We start from the raw sequence: 19291 nt of genomic DNA on the forward strand, positions 1-19291 counted from the left end.
TAATCTATAGTTATTATCTATTCGGAAATGGAAGTTTGAGAGGGGCGTTTTAGCGATGAATCTAGGCAATTGTCCTCGCTGTGGTAAATTATATGCGTTGAATTTTCGAGATGTATGCTCGAATTGTATTAAAGAAATGGAACAGGAATATCAGATCTGTGTAGATTATTTGCGCGAAAACAAAGGCACCAATATACAGGAACTATCTGATGCAACAGAAGTTTCGATCAAAACCATTACCAAGTTCATCCGTGAGGGACGGATTTCCATCGAAAATGCCCCGAATATGATGTATCCTTGTGAAGTATGCGGAACATTGATTCGTGAAGGTCATATGTGTGACTCTTGTCGTCATCGCTTGACGAAAGACTTAGCTAGTGCAGCTCGTGATGTAGGTCAGAAGGATAACGGCAATATAGGCGGACGAACCTACAATGCTGTCGACAAACTACGCGATTCATAGGAACGAGGTCTTAAATACAGATCTTGCTATAACAAATGTTTTGAAACGTACCGATAAACTTATTAAAGATTATCGGTTTTTTTTATTATCCTAATCATTTCGATAACATAAAGATAAAGTAAGAAAAACGTATATCAACATAAACTCCTAATCATGGAAGGAAGTGTATTTTGAATGAAAATCAATGAACCGAGTAGAATTGGAGCAATCAATTCATATCAAAGGAACGTTGAATCCAATCAGCAGGCTGATGCCAAGAAGAGCCGCCGTAAGGACGAAGTATCCATTTCTCCGGAGGCGATGAAGATGCTTGAGGAACAAAGTCGTACACAGGATGCAGGACGCATACAACGGATACAGGAACTGAAAGAACAGGTGAGTTCGGGAACGTATCAGGTAGATAGTAGCAAGCTTGCTGACAAGCTGCTGCCGTATTTTAAGTCTTTTGATAAGGAATAGGTGATCACGTAATGGCAGCACTGGACAGATTGATTGCAGTTTTGCAGCAAATGGAACAAAGTCACCGCGATATGCTGGCACTCAGTGAGGTCAAGAGACAGGTCATTGTCAAAAACGATGTGGATGAACTCATTGCCATTCTGAACAAAGAATCCCGTTTCATGAAACAACAGGAGCCATTGGAGATTGAAAGGCAGAGCGCAGTTCACGAATTGCTTCAGGAGCGTGGGATCAAGTCCATGCTGAACCTGAACATTACGGAGATCTCCAAACTGATTTTTGATCCGGCTGACAAACTGCGATTGCTTGAAGTCCAGAAAAAGCTGGCGGAAACACTGCATGAATTAAAGGAAATCAATCAACTGAATCAAAAGTTGATCGAGCAATCGCTGATGTTTATTGACTTATCTATGGACATCTTTGCTTCTCGACCAGAACAGGATGCCACATATCAGCATCCTGCTGATAAGAACGGTAATCCAGGGCGAATCGGTCTGTTTGACACGCGTGCCTGATTAATTAGGGGGAAACCAGGTGACATCTACATTTCATTCAATCGAAACGGCTAAACGCAGTTTGTTCACACAGACGACGGCTCTTAGCACAACAGGTCATAACGTAGCCAATGCCAACACGGAAGGGTACTCACGCCAAAAGGTAAACATGCAGGCCTCCATTCCAATGGAGCCATTTGCATTTCTGCATAGTACAACACCAGGACAGCTCGGTACAGGGGTAGAATTTGACTCCATTACACGTGTGCGTGAGAAATTTCTGGATGACCAGTATCGCAATGAAAATACCAACTTCGGGAGTTGGTCCATTCAACGAGACACGCTTGAGAAACTTGAAGCTATTGTGAATGAACCATCAAACACCGGATTTCGGACCGTTATGGATAACTTCTACAAATCATGGTCAGATCTGAGTAAGAATCCTGAGGATGTTACAGCACGTCGGATCGTGAAAGAAACGACTCTGGCGCTGACAGATGCGATGAACCAGATTAGCCGCCAACTGGGTTCGCTTAGTCAGGATTTGGATAGCAACATCGCGGTCAAAGGTAATGAGATCCAAGGTTACCTGGGTAACATTGCGAACCTTAACAGTGCTATTGTGAAAGTAGAGTCTCTTGGCGACAATGCCAACGATTTACGTGACCAACGTGATCTGATGACGGACAAGCTGTCTAAAATCATGAATGTTACTGTTACGGATTCTCCACAAGGATATCAGATTCAAATGAATGGACAAGCACTTGTTACAGGCGGAGCAGTGCAGGTTGCAGTAGATCCTGCTTTTCTGAATGCCGCGTATACAGCAGGCACGCTCACTAATGGTGAAGTCCACGGCATGATTAAGTCCAGAGACACGTTGGTAAGTGATTACCAGAAACAAATGGATGACTTAGCTAATACGCTTGCCAACGGTGATATTGATATTACTCTTCCTGCGGGTTCTGTCTTGCCGGATAATACTATCCTGGATGGTGTTACATACACGGGTGCAGCACGGACACTAGCTACAGATCTCAAGGTTACGGTCAAAGGTCTGAACGGACTACATCAGCTTGGATACAGCATGGATGGGACAAATACGGGAGGATTACCGTTCTTTACAGCAGCGGATGGCGGGACAGCTATTACAGCTGGCAATATCTCATTAAACGCAGAGATTTTGGCTGATCCAAATAAGATTGCTACTTCGCTCCGCACAACGGATGCTTCTGGCACTGAAACTGTAATAAAAGGTAACAATACACTTGCCATTTTACTTGCGAATCTGAAAGATACGCCGATGAAATCAGCGGACGGTTTACGTAATGCCACGATTGGTGCGCAATTCAGTGCGATTGTGGGACAACTGGGGGTGCAGTCCCAGGAGGCAGCTCGTCAGACATCCAACTCGGAGTTCTTGGTGGAGCAAGTGGATACCCGTCGTCAATCTGTGAGTGGTGTATCACTGGATGAAGAAATGGCGAACATGATCAAGTTTCAACATGCATACAGTGCTTCTGCACGTTTCATGACCACATATGATCAACTTCTCGATAAATTGATTAACTCTACAGGCATGGTAGGCAGATAATAGAAGGGAGTGACCTAACAACCATGAGAATCACGAATAACATGCTTAGTTCACAATTGCTCTTGAACTTGAACCGGAATGCACAGCAGATGAACAATACTCAGACTCAACTGGCAACAGGCCGTAAAATTAACAAACCTTCGGATGATCCGGTAGGGATCACATACTCCCTTCGTTATCGGGCAGAACTTTCATCCAATGAGCAGTATCAGAAAAACGTAGATAGTGCAGTTTCCTGGCTTGAGTTTAACGATACTGTTATGAATCAGGCGGGGAATGTCGTGCAGCGTCTACGTGAGTTGACGGTACAAGCTTCGACAGGAACGAATCCTCAGTCCGCGCTGGACAGTATCAATGAAGAGGTAAAACAGCTTAATGAACAGTTAATTGATATTTCCAATAGTAAGCTTAACGGCAAATATGTATTCAATGGTGAGACCTATGATGTGAAGCCATATGATTTCCCTGCAAATCCAGATGGTACTTTGGATACAACGAATGCTGCTTCTGTTGTTACTGATAAAGGAAAAATTAACTTCATTGTAGGTGAAAGTGTTCAATTGCCTATTAATGTGAGTGGTAATGAAGTATTTGGAACAGAGACGGAAGAAGACAATCTTTTTGTCATCATGAATACGATCATGCAAGCTTTGACGGAAGGTGATCAGAAAGAGCTATCTGATCAGCTGGACAACATCGATAGTCGAATGGGTAAAATGTTGTCGATTCGATCTGAAATCGGCGCAAAGACTAACCGTGTTGACCTGATGATGGGTCGTTTGGAGGATCTCGGTATTAACCTGACAGATCTGCAATCCAAGGTGGAAGATGCGGATTACGCAGAGCTATCCTTACAATCTAAAATTCAAGAAAATATCTATAATGCTTCTCTTTCAGCAGGTGCCAAAATCATCTCGCCATCTCTGGTGGACTTCCTGAGATAATATAAGGAGGAGTTATGTTATGAACACTCTTCCTGTTGTTCAGATTCGAACTACTCCATCTATATTAAACATGGATGCTGACCCTGGACAGTACTCCATTCGTCAACCTAAGGCGGAGGTTCAACTTCATACCAAACCTGCAAAACTGACTGTACAAAGCCATCCAATTGAGCTGAATGTTGATCAAAGCAGGGCATTCTCTGCATATACTGGTGGCAACATGATTGATATGAACGCTCGTATTTATTCGGGGATCCAACAGAAATTTCTGCAAAACATAGCTTCGCGTGTGGAGCAGGGTAATCAGTTAGCGGCTATTCATAAACCGGGAAATACGATTGCTAATATTGTGGGTACCGACTGGAAGCCGCAACCTTTTCCTGAGACGAGAACCCCTGCTTCTTTTGATAATGTGGATATTCGTATCAACACAAGACCTCCAGATATCAGCTATGATCCCGCGGTCTCTGAGATGAACGTTATCGTGAATAAGCCAGAGATTGAGTATCAGAGAGGTAAGCTGGACATTTATGTGAAACAGTACGCATCAGTACAATACACTCCACCAGCCATAGATATGGAGTTATAAGTTATAATGTGAGCTATAGAGGGTCTCGGACGCAGCCCTCTATGGCTCTTTTTGTATAAATTCATCGCCAAGGAGGCGTTTATTATTCATATTCAGACAAGCATGTGGGGAGAAGTAGAGGTTCAGGAGAGAGATATATATCAATTTCCAAAAGGGTTACCTGGATTTGAAGAGGAGACTGAGTTCGCGCTAATCCCATGGGAAGACACGTCTTTTAGTTATTTACAATCTGTTCGAGAAAAGGATTTGTCTTTCTTATTGGTAAGTCCATTTACGTTTGTTACGGATTATAGTTTTGAGTTAAGCGAAGTGGATAAGGAAGAATTGGAGATTGTAGAGCAAGTATCTGTATACTCGCTGGTCACAATTCATTCCCAGACGAATCATTCCACAATGAACCTTCTTGCACCTGTTGTGCTCAATCCGGAAAAGCGTCTAGGCAAGCAAGTTATACTCCATCAGTCGATCTATGAAACGCGCCATCTAATCTGGTCAGAAGACGAAGAAGCAAACTCAGTGAAGGGTGGAGTCTAACATGCTGGTATTATCACGAAAAAAGGGTGAATCCATTGTTATTCAGGATCATATTGAGGTGACCGTACTTGCTGTAGAGGGGGATACCGTGCGAATTGGTATTTCTGCACCTAAGCATATAGATATTTTTCGGCAGGAGATATACGCGTCCATTCAGGAAGCGAATCGGGAGTCTGCTACACCTCTCGCAGCCAATATTGAAGCGTTTATGGAACGTTTAAGAAAAACAGAAAATAAAAAAGATTAAAAATATTCCAATTTGCTATAAACAGTTGCTCACCTTCCGTCGATATATAATTTAGACGCTGCTTCGGCAGGGCGGCCGACCTTAATGTCGCGGCGTTTACCACATGGATGTGGAACTAATTTATTTTCAGGGAGGAAATACTCTAATGATTATCAACCATAATATCGCGGCATTGAACACACACCGTCAATTGTCTGCAAACACTGCTAACACTAACAAAAATATCGAAAAATTGTCTTCCGGTCTTCGTATCAACCGTGCTGGTGACGATGCTGCAGGTCTGGCAATTTCCGAAAAAATGCGCGGTCAAATCCGTGGTTTGGACCAAGCTTCCCGTAACGCTCAAGACGGTATCTCTTTGATCCAAACAGCTGAGGGTGCTTTGAATGAAACTCACTCCATCCTGCAACGTCAACGCGAAATTGCTAACCAATCTGCTAACGGAACGAACACTGATTCTGATCGTCAAGCTCTGCAAGACGAAATGAACCAACTGACTTCCGAGATCAACCGTATCGGTAACACAACGGAGTTCAATACTCAAAAATTGCTGAACGGTGGTATCGGTTCAGGCGAAAGCGGTAAATTGACTGCTGCAACAAGTGCAAAAGTTGAACTCGGAGCAGTTACAGCAGGTACAGTTGCTACTGGAACTTTTATCAAAGTTGATGGTCAAACATTTAACCTTGGTGGTGTTATAACTACAGCTTTTGATGCTGCAAACGCAGATCTTTTGGGTAATGTAACATCTGGCGGAACTAAGTTGTCTGATTTGGTGGACATCAAAGTTGGTACAACTGGGTTTGAATTTACAGCTAAATCCGAAGGTAAAAATAGCAAAATCGAATTCAGCCAAGCTGCTGATGCAGCTATTGGTTTAGGGGCAGCTCAAGCTGAAACAGTTGGAGATCCAAGTACTGTAGAACGTGCTGGTCTGCAAGCAACTGCAGCATTGGGTGCTACTGCTGATACTTCAATTGCCGCTGGAAGTACTTTTAAAGTCACAGTTGGATCTGACAGTGAAGTAGAAGTTAAGCTGAATGAAGGCACTGACCCTAAAGTGTATGATACTTTTAACACAGATAAAAATATTGCAGATGCTGCTAGACAAGATCTGATCAAGGATGTTAATGCAGCATTGCAAAAAGCTGGTCTTGATTCGAAAGTAACTGCATCATTATCTTCCGATAATAAAATTCAGTTCATTTCTGAAACAGGTAAAGATATCAAATTGACTGACGGTGCTAATACACCACTTGCAAGTGCAACTGGGTTGGCTTTTACTACTGCAGGTGATATGTCAGCAGTTAAAAACGTTGAGCAAGTTGTAGGCGCAGGCGCTCAAGGCGTAGGCTTCTCCACGAAGTTCCAAATCGGTGCTAACACTGGTCAATCTATGTCTTTGACAATCAACGATGTTCGTTCTGCTGCCCTGGGTATTACAGGTAACGCTGGACAAGCTGGTTTCACGAAAGAGAACTCCGTTACTAACGGAACAAACGATATCAAGGCTGAAGCAGCTCTGAATATCTCCACTCGTGAAGATGCTTCCAAAGCAATCGATGTTCTGGACAAAGCAACTTCCCTGGTTTCAAGCGAGCGCGCTAAGCTGGGTGCTGTTCAAAACCGTTTGGAGCACACAATCAACAACTTGGGAACAGCTTCTGAGAACCTGACAGCTGCTGAATCCCGTATCCGTGACGTTGACATGGCTAAAGAAATGATGCAACAAACGAAAAACAACATCTTGGCTCAAGCAGCTCAAGCTATGTTGGCTCAAGCTAACCAACAACCACAAGGTGTTCTGCAATTGCTTCGTTAATTTCACCTTGCTTCATCTTAAACCTTGGATCTCTGATCCAAGGTTTTTTTATTGAATTTTACATATTTCCTAAAGCTGGACAGGCGAAACGCCGATATATAATATAAATGCGAAATATTTGGAGGTCGTTCAAGGGTGAACATTCAATTTTCCTTATCTGCTGCCTCATCTGCAAGTAATCCTGCTATCGAGGTACAGCACCCGGCAGGCGCTTCTCAAGCGGGAACCGACACAGTAAACATCAGGACAGCGAAAGAAGCCTATAGCAAAGAAAAGCAGGGTTTAAATCTATCCATGGGAGAAGAACTACTGATCCGTAATATTGATAGAGCAGTGAAAGCACTACAAGGTCCAGAGACAACGCTGGATATCAGCATTCACGAGAAGACTCATGATATCATGGTCAAAGTGCTGAACAAGGAAACGGGAGAAGTGCTTCGCGAGATTCCTGCTGAGAAGACATTGGATCTGGTAGCCAAGATGATGGAAATAGCGGGCATCCTGATCGACGAGAAAGTATAAAGGTACAAAGTAACTTAATGAGCGAGGAGTGAATTTATGCGTATTAACGGATTTTCCGGTATGGACATCGATAGTATGGTTAAGGAACTCATGACAGCCAAAAGGGCTCCGCTGGATAAATTGAATCAAAAAAAGACGACACTGGAATGGCAACGTGACAGTTATCGTGAATTGAATAGTAAGATGTATGAGTTCCGTAATACCAAGCTACAACAGACATATAGACAATCAACAGCGCTTAATACACAAAAGGCGGTTGTAACAGGTAATACGGATGCGGTTAAAGCTGAAGCAGGTGCAGCAGCTAATGGTATTAAAATGGAGGTTTCGGTTGCGCAGCTTGCTACTGCGAAAGCTCAAGAAACCGATGGGAAGGGCCAAGGTTATAGTTCGAGGCAGTCGTTAGCTGAATTAGCAAACGGCATAAAATTTGGAGAGCCAACTACAAGTTTAGGCGCAAGCGATAATACAAAAGAATACAAGATTAAGATTAATGATGTAGAAATGACTTTTACAGGGCAGGATACAGTCTCTTCTATTATTGCAAAAATCAATAGTAAGACGGAATTAAACGTAAAAGCTAGTTTTGATGAACTGACAGGAAAGTTTACCATTGCTTCTAAAGATCTAGGCTCTAAAGGCACACTTAAGGTTGAGGCACCAGGCGCTGGGAATAATTCGCTAATGGATTTATTTGGGCAAAACTCTACTGCAGTAATCAATGAGGTTGTAGCGAAGGATGCTATTGTTTTAATCAATGGTGTGAAGTTAGATCCTCCACCTTCAAGTAATGTGATTACTTACAATGGGGTGCAAATGAATTTGCTTTCAACGACTGCAAGTTCATTTACGGAGAATAATGGTGCAATTACATTGAATGGTGATAAACCCTTTACAATCAATACGCAAAATGATCCTGATAAGGCTCTTTCAACGGTTAAGTCCTTTATAGAAGATTATAATAAAATGCTAGAATTGTTAAATACCAAGGTTAGTGAAGAGAAGTATCGTAGCTTCCAACCGTTAACTACAGAACAACGTAGCGTTATGTCAGAAAGTGACATTAAGTTGTGGGAAGAAAAGGCCAAGAGTGGTCTTCTTAAAAACGATGATATCCTTACGAACTTAGCTTCAACGATGAGAAACATCATGGGCGAGAAAATGGGAGAACTAAGTAGTATTGGAATCACAGGTGGTAAGTATTACGAAAATGGGAAAATATACTTGGATGAGGATAAGTTTAAAAAAGCCATACTTGATAATCCTCAGCAGGTCTCTGATTTACTACAAGGTACGGGTGCCGGTGCAGATAGCTCTATTTTTGGCAAGATGTATAAAGAGATGGATACAGCAATGAGCAAAGTTGCAGAACGTGCCGGTACAACTAAATTTAGCGGTGATGTTAACAGTCTATTCAAGGAAGAGAGCGTCATGGGTAAAACGCTCAAAGGCTATAATACTCAGATTACAGCCTTGGAAAAACGCCTGAGTGCTCTTGAAAATCGTTACTACAAACAATTCACGGCTATGGAAACGGCTATGAGCAAGTATCAAAGTCAGGCTTCAAGCTTATCCAGTTTCTTCTCCAGCTAAGTTAACTTAAAGATTGAAAGGGTGTAAATATGATTAAGTCTCCATATGATCAATATCGTCAGTCGTCCGTTCAGACCTCTTCACCAGGTCAGTTGTTGATAATGTTATATGATGGGGCTATTCGTTTTGTACGGACAGCGATTGATGGATTGGGTGCCAAGGATTATCAGAAGGTTAGTTTGAATCTTGGAAAAGCACAAACCATTGTTAGCGAGTTATCAGTTACATTGGATCGCTCTTCTGATATTGCAGAGAATCTTAATGCTTTGTATGAATATATTAATTATCTTCTTATTGATGCTAATACGAAGAAGGTTGCTGAGCCAGCTGAGGAAGCTTTGGGTTATTTGAAAGAGTTGAAAGAGACCTGGGTTCAGGCAAGCAAAATGGTATCCTCATCTGAACTTGGAGCCGTTCATGGATGATTTGATTAAAGAGCTAGAGCGGCTAACGCAAGATATCATGCTTCAGATTGATGAGGTGAGTTCAGATGAATTGGAACTATTTGTGGACAAGCGTCAGAACATTATTGATTCTATGTTAAAGCAGGATCAGCGCGAAGCTTCAGTGCCTCAACAAGCACGGCTTAAGAAGATTATGGATAATGATCATGCCATTCTGATGCGCATGAACAGCTTGAAAATAGAAGCAAAAGACTGGCTCATTCAACGCAAGCAGGCTAAAGTACAAAAGAATGCATATGAGATGTCTTACGCAGTGGACAGTATTATTGTAGACACAAAAAGATATTAAATAAGAATTCAGAAGGATGTAAGATACCTGTGAGGGATATTTTGCGTCCTTTTTCTGTTGTGTTATCTTGTTTTAATTTTCTTAATATTTGGAATTATGAAATGTTTACCTACGCAAGGTGTATCTATTTCTCGTTATCTGAACAGTAAACTCTCATCCAATCGTCTATCATTAATACATCAAAAATAGACTTACCAACCCTCCAATTACCTGATATATTCAAGATATCCCACCTTTCAACACAAACCCCAATTAATCTACAAAAAATTCCAAGAAAACATTTACGTTTCCAATTGACAATGGATAACTTTGGATGGTATTATCTGAATTGTGGGCAGAGGTTAAGGCCGAAAGCTTCACTTCATTTGATGACGAAGGGAATGTTAGTGCATGCAAGGTAAAGTAAAATGGTTCAACGCAGAAAAAGGTTACGGTTTCATTGAGACTGAAGACGGCGGCGACGTATTCGTACATTTCTCCGCAATTCAATCCGAAGGATTCAAAACTTTGGAAGAAGGTCAATCCGTAGAATTCGACATCGTCGAAGGCGCGCGTGGACCGCAAGCAGCTAACGTAATCAAATTATAATCATCCGGACAATCCGACCTACATATATGGTTAGATGGTTACCAAATTGAATTATCGCTAGCATCAGACTCCGGTACTTTCCGGGGTCTTTTTTTGATTCAATAGATTAGAAATTTGAGAATCATCCCAGGAACATTTTTCTATTAAATTTAATAGATTCAAGAGACAGATTGAAGTTCATTTTACATATTAGATTGAGGTAGCTCAAAAACGGTTAAATACATCATCAAGCGCCTAATAAGACATACCATGTAAATATACGATTAGGGCTGAATATGATGAAATATCGCGAAATATGGCGTTATGCCTACGTTGGCAGATGTGGCTTGAACAGATGTCATTATTCGGTCACCGGGAGTTTTTACATGGCGCTTACATTCGTGTTATAATGAAGTGGCAAAGGAAAAAGGAGGAGTGCCCTATGAATTTAAGTATTCGAGGTCAACAAATCGAGGTTACTGATGCTTTGAAGGATTATGTCGACAAAAAGTTGAGTAGACTCGAGAAGTATTTCGATGCACCCCTTAACTCTGACGGTGCTGTTACATTGAGCACGACGAGAGGTTTGCATACGGTAGAGGTGACGATCCCTTTGAAAGGCATTGTGCTCCGCGCCGAGGATGAGAGCGACGATATGTACGCATCTATTGACTCCGTGGTGGACAAGCTGGAACGTCAGATCCGCAAACACAAAACAAAAATTAACCGTAAGTTCCGCCAGGAAGGCAGCCTGAAAACACTCTTCGTTGAAGATCCAACAGGTACTGTAGCTACAGCTGAACTGGATGCGGACACGGATGACGATGATCTGGAAGTTGTACGGACGAAACGCTTTATGTTGAAACCAATGGACGTGGAAGAGGCCATCCTCCAAATGAACATGGTTGGTCACAATTTCTTCGTATTCTCCAACATTGACAGTGAAGAAGTTAGCGTTGTTTACAAACGGAACGATGGTAAGTACGGATTGATCGAACAAGGTTAATATTAACGTACAGGATCATCGGAACGGACATGCGTATGAATATCTAATAATAATGAAGACAGGGACTGTAGTTTCCTGGATTGGACTTAACAAGAGCTTCCATCCCTTAGGGGATGGGGCTCTTTTGTGCGTAGAGAAGCTGGGAAATCACCTTTGGAAATAAAATGGTGAAACTATTCCCTATGCTGTTGCGTCTAATAGATAGTAAGAATAATCATAATTGGTACAAGTTTATCACCAGATTCCGATGCTCACGAAAATATTCGTATACCTACATTCGAGAACTGGATATTGAGATTTCCATCCAAATTTACCATCAAAATTCGTTGACAGGGCTGTCTATCCTGCAAAACGAAACATGACAATCGAACGCTTCCGCTAACGACTATGATTTTTTGCACTTAAACTCCATTTGATATGTCTCAGAAGTTCAAAGAAGTGTGCCGTGGCGTGTTGCGGCGGCTCTTACAAACTGTTACAATTTATGCAAAGAGAATCATTGTCCTGATGAGGAATTGTCAACGAATGATCGCTAATCATAATCAATGACAGGCACAGCACCATGAACATGATTCGCAAGGCTCGGGCTTCGGCTACTTTTTAATAACCGAATCCGTTTGAATACCGAATCAGCTTCATGAGGAACCCTTGGCAAGCCTGGAGTTGATTCATCCATATTACTTTTTATATTGTTTGTCACCCCCGGGCAAGTGGATGCAACATCCATCCGATGGTGTCGCGTGGCGGCAACAGGGGGTCTATTCTGTTTTGCACGAAAGGGGTATACCATGCTAGGACTTGTCAAAAAGATCTTCGGCGACATGAATGAACGTGATGTTAAACGTCTGATGAAGACGGTCGATGTGATCAATAAACTGGAACCACAATTTCAGGCGTTGTCTGATGAACAACTGAAAGGTAAAACGGACGAATACCGTGCTCGTATTGAAAAGGGAGAAACAACAGATGAGCTTCTTCCAGAGGCATTTGCAACTGTACGTGAGGCATCACGTCGTGTACTGGGCAAACGTCACTACGATGTACAGATGCTGGGCGGTATCGCTCTGCATGAAGGCCGTATTTCCGAGATGAAAACGGGTGAAGGTAAAACGCTGGTAGGAACACTTCCGGTATATCTGAACGCGTTAATGTCCAAAGGTGTACACGTGGTCACGGTCAATGACTACTTGGCACAACGGGATAGCCAGGAAATGGGACAAATCTATGAATTCATGGGCATGTCGGTAGGGGTTAACCTGAGCGGTATGGACCATGCTTTGAAACAACATGCGTATGCATGTGATATTACGTACGGAACGAACAATGAGTTTGGTTTTGACTATCTACGTGACAACATGGTGCTGTACAAAGAGCAAATGGTACAACGTCCATTGTTCTTCTGTATCATTGATGAAGTAGACTCCATCTTGGTCGATGAGGCGCGTACGCCACTCATTATCTCTGGACAAGCTCAGAAGTCGACGGATATGTACTATGCAGCAGATCGTTTTGTGAAACGTTTGGTGCCGGAAGAAGACTTTACGGTAGACATTAAGGTGAAATCCGTAGCGTTGACTGAGGCGGGCGTGGCAAAAGCAGAGAAAGCATTTGGTATCGAGAACTTGTATGATCATGCCAATGTAACTCTCAACCATCACATTGTACAGGGCTTGAAAGCTAATGCAATCATGCGTCGTGACGTGGATTATGTTGTCAGTGATGAGGAAGTCATGATCGTCGATGAATTCACAGGTCGTCTGATGTCTGGACGTCGTTACAGTGATGGATTGCACCAAGCGATTGAAGCCAAAGAAGGCATTGAAGTACAAAATGAGAGCATGACGCTTGCTACGATTACCTTCCAGAACTATTTCCGGATGTACCGTAAACTTGCGGGTATGACGGGTACAGCGAAAACCGAGGAAGAAGAGTTTAAAAAAATCTACGGTCTCGAAGTACTGCAAATTCCAACCAACCGCCCAAACAAGCGGGATGACATGGCAGATGTCGTGTACAAGAGCATCGATGGCAAGTTCAATGCCGTTGTAGAAGAGATCGTGGCACGCCACAGTAAGAATCAACCGATTCTGGTAGGTACAGTGTCCATTGAGAACTCTGAACGCCTGTCTGACATGCTTAAACGCCGTGGTGTCAAACACCAGGTACTGAACGCCAAGTACCACGCGGAAGAAGCAGAGATCATCTCAGGAGCTGGTCAAGCGGGTGCAGTAACGATTGCAACCAACATGGCAGGACGGGGTACAGATATTATCTTGGGTGATGGTGTAGCTGAAGTAGGCGGCCTTCATATCATCGGTACAGAGCGTCACGAATCACGCCGGATTGATAATCAGCTACGTGGCCGTGCGGGACGTCAAGGTGACCCGGGTTCAACACAATTCTACCTGTCACTGGGTGATGAATTGATGAGACGTTTCGGTGCAGACAATGTATTGAACATGATGGAGCGTCTTGGTTTTGAAGAAGACCAACCGATCGAGAGCCGGATGATTACCCGTGCAGTAGAATCAGCGCAGAAGCGTGTTGAAGGTAACAACTTTGACGTGCGTAAAGTCGTTCTCCAATATGATGATGTAATGAACCAACAACGTGAAATTATATATAAACAGCGCCGCGAGGTACTGGAGTCCGAAAATATCAAACAGATCGTTATGGATATGATCAAGCCTTCCATTGAACGTATCGTTGAAGCACATTGTAGTGACGATATCCCGGAAAACTGGGAGCTTCAGGAAGTTGCTGATTACATGAACAGCAAATTGCTGGACGATGGTTCCATAACTAAAGATGATCTGTGGGGTAAGGAAGCAGAAGAGATCATCGAGTTCCTGTTCACGAAAGTTCAGAACAAGTACAATGCACGTGAAGAGCGAATTGGCGAAGAGATGGTTCGTGAGTTCGAGAAAGTGGTTGTGCTCCGTGCAGTAGACAGCAAGTGGATGGATCATATTGATGCAATGGATCAATTGCGTCAAGGTATCCACCTTCGTGCCTACGGCGGTACAGATCCACTGCGTGAGTACCAGTTCGAAGGCTTCGAGATGTTCCATCAGATGATCGCTTCGATTCAAGAAGAAGTAGCGACTTATGTGATGAGAGCACAGATCGAGAGCAATCAGGAGCGTCAAGCGGTTGTTGAGGAAAGTCAGATCTCGACAAGCGGTGAACCTGCTGAGAAACGTCCAGTGAAGGTTTCTGACCAAATCGGACGTAACGATCCATGCCCATGCGGTAGTGGCAAGAAGTTCAAACACTGCCACGGTCAAGAGTAGTTGAAGGGTTCATTTATACACGAATGACATGAATGGCTCCTTGCAGCCGGGTATTCCATAGGATGAAGTGAAGGATGCAAAACCGATTAATGGTGCATAGTTATAATAATATGACCATGATCACGGGGAAGAGATATACTGATACAACAGTAGTCTCAACACCAGGGTGACGCATCGGATGCTTGATCTGGAGGGATGCCCTGGATGCGGGGAGCTTATCTTAATGAAAAGAGGAATTGCACATGATCGATCCAAACGTGAAGCATGACCTGCGTGAAATAGGCAAAAAACTAACAAACCTTAGGGGGTCTCTTTGACTTAGATCTGAAGCAAGAGATGATCGGCAACTTCGAAGTGAAGATGTCTGCCCCCGATTTCTGGGACGATAGTGACAAGGCGCAATCCGTAATCGCTGAGCTAAATGCGGTGAAGGGATCTGTGGATCAATACACCAAACTCCAACAGGACTATGATGATGCGGTGATGATGGTAGAACTGGCTGACGAGGAAGGCGACGAAGACCTCGCTGCAGAGATCGGTAGAAGCGTCACAGCGATCGTGAGCAAGGTGGCAGAGTTCGAACTTCAGCTGCTCCTGAACCAGCCGTATGATAAGATGGATGCCATTCTAGAGCTTCATCCGGGGGCAGGTGGTACCGAGTCACAGGACTGGGGACAAATGTTACTCCGGATGTACACACGTTGGTCCGAGAAGCGTGGCTTCAAGGTTGAGGTGCTGGATTATCTGCCAGGAGATGAGGCGGGGATCAAGAGCGTCACGCTATCGATCAAGGGGCACAATGCTTATGGTTATCTGAAAGCCGAGAAGGGTGTACACCGACTGGTGCGGATCTCTCCTTTTGACTCATCGGGCCGTAGACATACGTCCTTCGTATCATGTGATGTGGTTCCTGAGATTGATGATACGATTGAATTGGACATTCGAACAGAGGATCTCAAGATTGATACCTACCGTGCGAGTGGCGCGGGTGGACAGCATATCAATACCACCGACTCAGCCGTGCGGATTACCCACCTTCCGACAGGTGTAGTTGTAACGTGTCAGAATGAACGTTCACAGATCAAGAACCGTGAGCGGGCGATGAAGATGCTTCGTTCGAAATTGTATGAGCGTAAAATTGAAGAGCAAAAACAACAGCTGGATGAAATCCGAGGAGATCAGTCGGATATTTCATGGGGTAGCCAGATTCGCTCCTATGTGTTCCATCCCTATAGTATGGTAAAGGATCACCGTACAAGCGTAGAGACTGGAAATACAGGGGCAGTAATGGACGGCGACCTCGATGCATTCATCGATGGTTATTTGCGTAGCCAGATTAAAGTAGAAACCGATTAATATAAGTTCCTGTATGGACCCATACGTGTAGGCGTATGCTGGTGTATACGGGAGCTTTTTTTTGAATAATTTTATAGGATAGAAAAAATGAGCGAACAACTGATCAGTCACATAAAAGGAGAGCACGAGAACATGCAACAACGATCACAACTTCACAATAATCGCAAAAAGAGGATAACTAGCCTCATTCCACTCAATGGTCCATGGAGAAACGTCGTGGATACGGTATCTATCATTTTAGGTTCGTTTTTAATTGCCGTGGCCTTTAATTTATTTTTATTACCGAATCAGATTGCTTCGGGTGGGGTGTCCGGGTTATCGATCCTGGGCAAGGAGTGGCTTAATTGGGAGCCGGCATATACCCAATGGGCAATTAATATCCCACTTTTGATCGCTGGTTTCCTGCTTATTGGTAAGCAGTATGGTGTTCGCTCCGTATTGGGCAGTATTGTCCTGCCACTGTTAGTTTATCTGACGAAGGATTGGGCCATTCCAACAACGAATCCACTACTTGGTTCACTGTATGGTGGGATTGGCGTTGGTTTAGGGATTGGAATTGTATATAGAGGTAGAGGGTCAACAGGTGGCATGAGCATTCTTGCCAGAATCGTACAGAAATACAGTGGACTGAGTTACTCATTGTGTGTAGTCATCATGGATGCTACGGTTATTATTATGGCTGCATTTGTGCTGTCATTGGAGCAGTCTCTCTATGCGCTGATTGGGTTGTATGTTACCGGTAAAGTGATCGATGCCGTTGAGATGGGGCTGGGCTTTTCCAAGGTGGCTTATATTATCTCCAACCAGACCGAAGCGATTAGCAAAGTGATTCTGGATGACTTGGATCGTGGATTAACAAAGCTGGAGGCAAAAGGCGGTTACACCGACGACCAACGAACCGTACTGATGGTAGTGGTTGGGCAAAATGAAGTGCCAAGACTCAAGGCATTGATCCGGTCTGTGGACCCGGGAGCTTTTGTCATTATCAGTAACGCGCATGAAGTGCTTGGTGAAGGTTTTAAGCGGGGAGAGCATGTGTGAACTGGTTGAAAATATAATGAGTGAGCCAATATAGGCTCATAAGTTTGAAAATTTAAGAAAAAAAGCAGGTACGCCCTCCTCTGAGATAACGGAGAGGGAGTACCTGCTTTTCTATTATTAAAAGTTCAACTTAACATTTCACATAACGGAGAGGACAGAAATATCCTGAAGAAGTGGAACGTTCGCCTTTATCCCCGGATTTTCCCCTTTAGAATAGGGAATCAAAAAAATCTGGGGATAACAGCGATCGGAAGGATGTTCTGTCATCGGAGTGCCACCACTACAGAATCGGAGACAACAGACGGGAAATCGCTTCTTTGAAGCGAATGATCAGACTGCGTTTTTGGTATTCATCAAGCGTCATCTCCCGCGATACATGCAGGTCGTGCTCAAAGGTTTGTACAAGTGCTGTCGCAATCGCTTCATCGTACATAAAAGCATTAACCTCAAAGTTCAACCGGAAACTACGGTAGTCAATATTGGCGGTTCCCACGGATGCAACCAAACTGTCAATGATAAGTGTTTTGGCATGAATGAAGCCATTATCATATATAAATACTTTGGCGCCCACTTTTAGCAACTCACCAATATAAGATAGCGTAGCCCAATATACAAAGGCGTGGTCGGGCTTATTTGGAATCATAATGCGAACATCTATGCCGGACAGACACGCGAGACGAATAGCTTCGAATACACTGGCATCCGGGATAAAATAAGGCGTTTGAATCAGAATCGATTGTTTGGCCCCGTTAATCATCTTAAGATAACTGTTCTTGATATGTTCAGTCTCTGCATCCGGTCCACTGGAGACAATCTGCATGGCAATCTTTCCTGTACCCTCAATATGAGGGAAATGCGACGGAACATAAGGTGTGTCGTGTTGTTTGGACGCTTCATTCCAATCCAGGAGAAAACGGGTCTGCAGAGCATGAACGGCATTCCCTTGAATGCGCAGATGTGTGTCACGCCAGTAACCGAATTTCGAGTTCAAGCCAAGATACTCATCTCCAACGTTAAATCCGCCCGTGTACCCCAGGTTACCATCGATGATGACAATCTTTCGGTGGTTCCGGTAGTTCATACGTAAGTTGATCAGACTGAATTTGGAAGGGAAAAAGACTTCAACCAAACCGCCTGCTTCGCGCAATTCTTTGAAAAAGCGTTTTGATACCCGCCGTGATCCGAGCGCGTCATACAGCAAACGAACTTTGATGCCTTCCCGCGCTTTGCGGATGAGTGCATCTCGAATTCTTTTGCCCAGACGGTCGCCTCTATAAATGTAGTATTGTACGTGCACGTGATCCTGAGCCGCTTCGATGTCATCCAAGAGCCGCTGGAATTTATCTGTTCCATCCGTAATGATCTCGACCGCATTATCTTCCGTCACCAGAGCACCGTTCTGCTTCAGGTTCATATAGATCATGTCCTGGCTAGTCTCGGTTGCTTGGTTGCGGAAAGGTGTGCGGTTATCGTGCAACTGCGTGAGCTGGGCTTCAATACGTTCCTCTAGCCCGAGCTTCTTACGTTCTTTCCACTGGAAAAGCCGGTATCGGGTCAGGTTCTGACCGGTTAAAAGATAAAGTACAAACCCAAACACTGGAATAAAGTTCAAGACGAGCAGCCAAGCCCATGAAGCGCTGGCATCCTTCCGTTCGAAGAAAACGACTGCTGCCGCAAAAATAATATTCAGGCCAAGGAGTACAATAAGTAAAATGGATTCGATATGCACTATAGTCCCCCACGTCTCATAATGACCATCATGAATCTATTCATATGTCCTTGGTAGCAGGTTAGTTATGAATGAGACCCTGATTGTAATGTTTCCTACTAATACGTATTTTAACAGATGTATACCTATTCGTCCCGGATGAGAAAAAAAGATATGTTCGGATTGGATGAAAATCCATGTGAAATTGATGATAGAGTGTTGTATTTATATAACCAGAGTCGTATAATAATACACAAATATGCATATAAGCGACGGAATTGCTGTGTTCAAGTATCCTTCAGGCAA

General features: G+C 43.5%; 19 protein-coding genes. 18 read left to right on the top strand and 1 reads right to left on the bottom strand.

The genetic code is table 11. The features are described from left to right. The first annotated feature begins 55 nt into the window (after positions 1–55). From MHB71_RS28180 to MHB71_RS28265, 18 genes are all read left to right on the top strand, one after another. The gene (locus MHB71_RS28180) at positions 56–463 is read left to right on the top strand and encodes a TIGR03826 family flagellar region protein (RefSeq protein WP_076328744.1); all 408 of its coding nucleotides are present in this window, start codon (positions 56–58) and stop codon (positions 461–463) included. A 174-nt stretch (positions 464–637) separates the two neighbouring features. After that, the gene (gene flgM / locus MHB71_RS28185; RefSeq protein WP_047840678.1) at positions 638–922 is read left to right on the top strand and encodes a flagellar biosynthesis anti-sigma factor FlgM; all 285 of its coding nucleotides are present in this window, start codon (positions 638–640) and stop codon (positions 920–922) included. 11 nt (positions 923–933) lie between these two features. Next, a complete protein-coding gene (locus tag MHB71_RS28190) occupies positions 934–1437 on the top strand; it encodes a flagellar protein FlgN (protein WP_338707166.1) in 504 nt (167 codons plus the stop codon). A gap of 19 nt (positions 1438–1456) precedes the next feature. Further along, on the top strand, positions 1457–3010 hold the full coding sequence (gene flgK / locus MHB71_RS28195) for a flagellar hook-associated protein FlgK (RefSeq protein WP_338707165.1): 1554 nt from the start codon (positions 1457–1459) through the stop codon (positions 3008–3010). A 23-nt stretch (positions 3011–3033) separates the two neighbouring features. Further along, on the top strand, positions 3034–3954 hold the full coding sequence (flgL, locus tag MHB71_RS28200; protein WP_340028259.1) for a flagellar hook-associated protein FlgL: 921 nt from the start codon (positions 3034–3036) through the stop codon (positions 3952–3954). A 19-nt stretch (positions 3955–3973) separates the two neighbouring features. Beyond that, positions 3974–4543, top strand: a complete 570-nt coding sequence (locus tag MHB71_RS28205; protein ID WP_076254060.1) for a DUF6470 family protein — start codon at positions 3974–3976, stop codon at positions 4541–4543. 102 nt (positions 4544–4645) lie between these two features. Beyond that, a complete protein-coding gene (gene fliW, locus MHB71_RS28210) occupies positions 4646–5077 on the top strand; it encodes a flagellar assembly protein FliW (protein ID WP_340030236.1) in 432 nt (143 codons plus the stop codon). Between the two features lies 1 nt (position 5078). After that, entirely contained in the window at positions 5079–5324 is a 246-nt protein-coding gene (gene csrA / locus MHB71_RS28215; RefSeq protein ID WP_074096614.1) for a carbon storage regulator CsrA, read from the top strand. 145 nt (positions 5325–5469) lie between these two features. Further along, complete coding sequence (locus MHB71_RS28220; RefSeq protein ID WP_340028260.1) at positions 5470–7146, top strand: flagellin; 1677 nt, start codon at positions 5470–5472, stop codon at positions 7144–7146. 135 nt (positions 7147–7281) lie between these two features. Next, positions 7282–7668, top strand: coding sequence for a flagellar protein FlaG (locus MHB71_RS28225; protein WP_340028261.1), 387 nt, complete (start codon positions 7282–7284; stop codon positions 7666–7668). 36 nt (positions 7669–7704) lie between these two features. Then, positions 7705–9261 (top strand): flagellar filament capping protein FliD, encoded by a 1557-nt coding sequence (fliD, locus tag MHB71_RS28230; RefSeq protein ID WP_340028262.1) that lies wholly within the window; start codon positions 7705–7707, stop codon positions 9259–9261. 29 nt (positions 9262–9290) lie between these two features. Further along, positions 9291–9686 carry a flagellar export chaperone FliS gene (fliS, locus tag MHB71_RS28235; RefSeq protein ID WP_338707158.1) on the top strand — a complete coding sequence of 132 codons (396 nt, stop codon included), beginning with the start codon at positions 9291–9293 and terminating at the stop codon, positions 9684–9686. Next, positions 9679–10014: a hypothetical protein gene (locus MHB71_RS28240; RefSeq protein WP_340028263.1), complete on the top strand. Its 336-nt coding sequence runs from the start codon at positions 9679–9681 to the stop codon at positions 10012–10014. Before fliS ends, MHB71_RS28240 begins: the two co-directional genes overlap by 8 nt. A gap of 390 nt (positions 10015–10404) precedes the next feature. After that, positions 10405–10602: a cold shock domain-containing protein gene (locus MHB71_RS28245; protein WP_024631599.1), complete on the top strand. Its 198-nt coding sequence runs from the start codon at positions 10405–10407 to the stop codon at positions 10600–10602. A 421-nt stretch (positions 10603–11023) separates the two neighbouring features. Continuing rightward, on the top strand, positions 11024–11587 hold the full coding sequence (gene raiA / locus MHB71_RS28250; protein WP_047840659.1) for a ribosome-associated translation inhibitor RaiA: 564 nt from the start codon (positions 11024–11026) through the stop codon (positions 11585–11587). Between the two features lie 788 nt (positions 11588–12375). Next, complete coding sequence (secA, locus tag MHB71_RS28255) at positions 12376–14880, top strand: preprotein translocase subunit SecA (protein WP_047840658.1); 2505 nt, start codon at positions 12376–12378, stop codon at positions 14878–14880. A gap of 242 nt (positions 14881–15122) precedes the next feature. Further along, positions 15123–16236 (top strand): peptide chain release factor 2 gene (prfB, locus tag MHB71_RS28260; RefSeq protein WP_101313559.1). Its coding sequence is split into 2 segments (ribosomal slippage): positions 15123–15194 and positions 15196–16236, totalling 1113 coding nucleotides; the frame shifts between segments, so codons are not numbered across the junction. Between the two features lie 132 nt (positions 16237–16368). After that, positions 16369–17277, top strand: coding sequence for a YitT family protein (locus MHB71_RS28265; protein WP_076209832.1), 909 nt, complete (start codon positions 16369–16371; stop codon positions 17275–17277). A 280-nt stretch (positions 17278–17557) separates the two neighbouring features. On the opposite strand, the gene cls is transcribed toward MHB71_RS28265, so the two are convergent. Then, positions 17558–19006 (bottom strand): cardiolipin synthase, encoded by a 1449-nt coding sequence (gene cls / locus MHB71_RS28270; protein WP_340028264.1) that lies wholly within the window; start codon positions 19004–19006, stop codon positions 17558–17560. Positions 19007–19291: the final 285 nt, after the last annotated feature.

Origin of the sequence: Paenibacillus sp. FSL H7-0940 (assembly GCF_037979415.1) — a bacterium.
In the GTDB taxonomy this organism is placed as follows: domain Bacteria; phylum Bacillota; class Bacilli; order Paenibacillales; family Paenibacillaceae; genus Paenibacillus; species Paenibacillus amylolyticus.